The organism is Streptomyces sp. NPDC020965, assembly GCF_044333555.1.
Taxonomy (GTDB): Bacteria; Actinomycetota; Actinomycetes; order Streptomycetales; family Streptomycetaceae; genus Streptomyces.
The window spans coordinates 1-2,112 of the sequence record NZ_JBIRRE010000042.1; the positions used below are offsets into that span (position 1 = coordinate 1).

The window sequence follows — 2,112 nt, forward strand, 5'->3', positions numbered from 1 at the left end:
CTCACCCCACACATCCACCGACACCCCAGACCCCAACACCCCAGCCAAACCCTCCACATCCCCCCGCTCCACCGCACCCCAAAAACCAGCATCCAAGCCATCAGTCACAGTCGCCGAAGCCTTGCTGTCACCACCCTCAAGCCAGAAGCGCTCATGCTGGAAGGCGTAGGTCGGCAGATCGACCCGGCGCACTGCCTCCCCGCCACCGAACACCGCAGACCACTCCACCACCGCGCCGTTGACATACAGCTCGGCCAGCGCAGTCAGCGCCGCCTCGGACTCTTCCCGGTCCCGCCGCAGCAGGGGGACGACCGTAATGTCACTGTCGTCGGTGAGGCTCGTGCGGGTCATGGCGCTCAGTACGCCGTCGGGGCCCAGCTCCAGGAAGCTGTTCACGCCTTGGCCGGTGAGGTGGGTGATGGCCTGGTGGAACAGGACCGGGTTACGGACGTGACCGGTCCAGTACGCGGGAGAGGTGGCCTGCTCCGCCGTGAGAGGCAGGCCGGTGGAGTCGGAGATGACCTGGATCCGCGGGGCGTTCAGCGTCACCCGAGACAGGACCTGCTCAAACTCGGCGAGCATCGGCTCCATCAGCGCCGAGTGGAAGGCGTGGCTGACCGTAAGGCGCTTCACCTTCCGGCCCCGGGCCCGCCATTCGTCCGCCACCGCTGTGACGGCGTCTTCGTCTCCGGAGATGACGACCGCCTGCGGACCATTCACCGCGGCGATCGACACCCGGCCGTCCAGCGACTCGACGACCTCGTCTTCCGACGCCTGGAGGGAGACCATGGCTCCGCCCTTGGGCAGGGCCTGCATCAACCGACCCCGAGCCGCGACGACCTCGGCCGCGTCCTCCAACGACAGCACACCCGCCACATGCGCGGCGGCCAGACCACCGATGGAGTGGCCCAGGAGATAGTCCGGCGTCAGGGACCACGACTCCACCAGCCGATAGAGCGCGACCTCAATGGCAAACAGGGCTGCCTGGGTGAACGCGGTCTCGTCCAGCAGCGCCGCAGCCTCAGTGTCAGGTTCGGCGAACAGCACCTCACGCAACGGACGCTCCAGACGGGCGTCGAGCTGAACGCAGACCTCGTCCAACGCGGACGCGAACACCGGAAAACGTGCGGAGAGTTCACGGCCCATGCCGACGCGCTGTGCGCCCTGCCCGGTAAACAGGAACGCCACACCACCACCGGACCCGACAGACGAACCCTGCACGACACCGGGCCAGGGTCCACCCTGAGCAGCCGCCGCCAGACCATCCAACAACGCCTCGCGATCCGAACCGAGAACAACCGCCCGATCCTCAAAAGCCGACCGCGACACCACCAACGAATGACCAACATCGATCAAGCGCTCCTCGGGGTGCTTCAACGCCCACTCCCGCAGCCGGGCGGCCTGCGCCCGCAGGGCGTCGGCGCCACGGCCCGACACCACCCACGGCACCAGGACATCGCCCTTCACGGCCGGCTCGAGAGCCCCGACCTCCACCTGAGGGGCCTGTTCGATGATCGTGTGAGCGTTGGTGCCGCTGATACCGAACGACGACACCGCAGCCCGACGTGGTTTGCCCGTCTCGGGCCAGGCGGTGGCCTCGGTCAACAGCTCAACCGCACCGCTCGCCCAATCCACATGCGGGGTCGGTTCGTTGACATGCAGTGTGGGCGGGAGGACGCCGTGCTGCATGGCGAGCACCATCTTGATCACACCGGCGACACCGGCAGCCGCCTGGGTGTGTCCGATGTTCGACTTGATCGAGCCCAGCCTCAGCGGCCGGTCCTCGGGACGGCCCTGACCATAGGTCGCCAGGAGTGCCTGCGCCTCGATCGGGTCACCCAGCGCTGTGCCGGTGCCGTGCGCCTCCACCGCGTCGATGTCCATGGTCGAGAGACCGGCCGAGGCCAGGGCCTGGCGGATCACCCGCTGCTGCGACGGACCATTCGGCGCCGTCAGGCCATTACTCGCACCGTCCTGATTCACCGCACTGCCCCGGATAACGGCGAGGACGGGGTGCCCCAGGCGCTGGGCGTCCGAGAGTCGCTCCAGGACCAACATGCCGACGCCCTCGGCCGGCCCGAACCCATCGGCGGAGACATCGAACGCCTTGCA

At 67.9% G+C, this 2,112-nt stretch carries 1 protein-coding gene; it reads right to left on the reverse strand.

Annotated elements, in window-relative coordinates:
- Positions 1-2,112: type I polyketide synthase (locus tag ACH4S7_RS36535; protein WP_398525745.1), on the reverse strand; the 2,112-nt coding region annotated here is incomplete at both ends.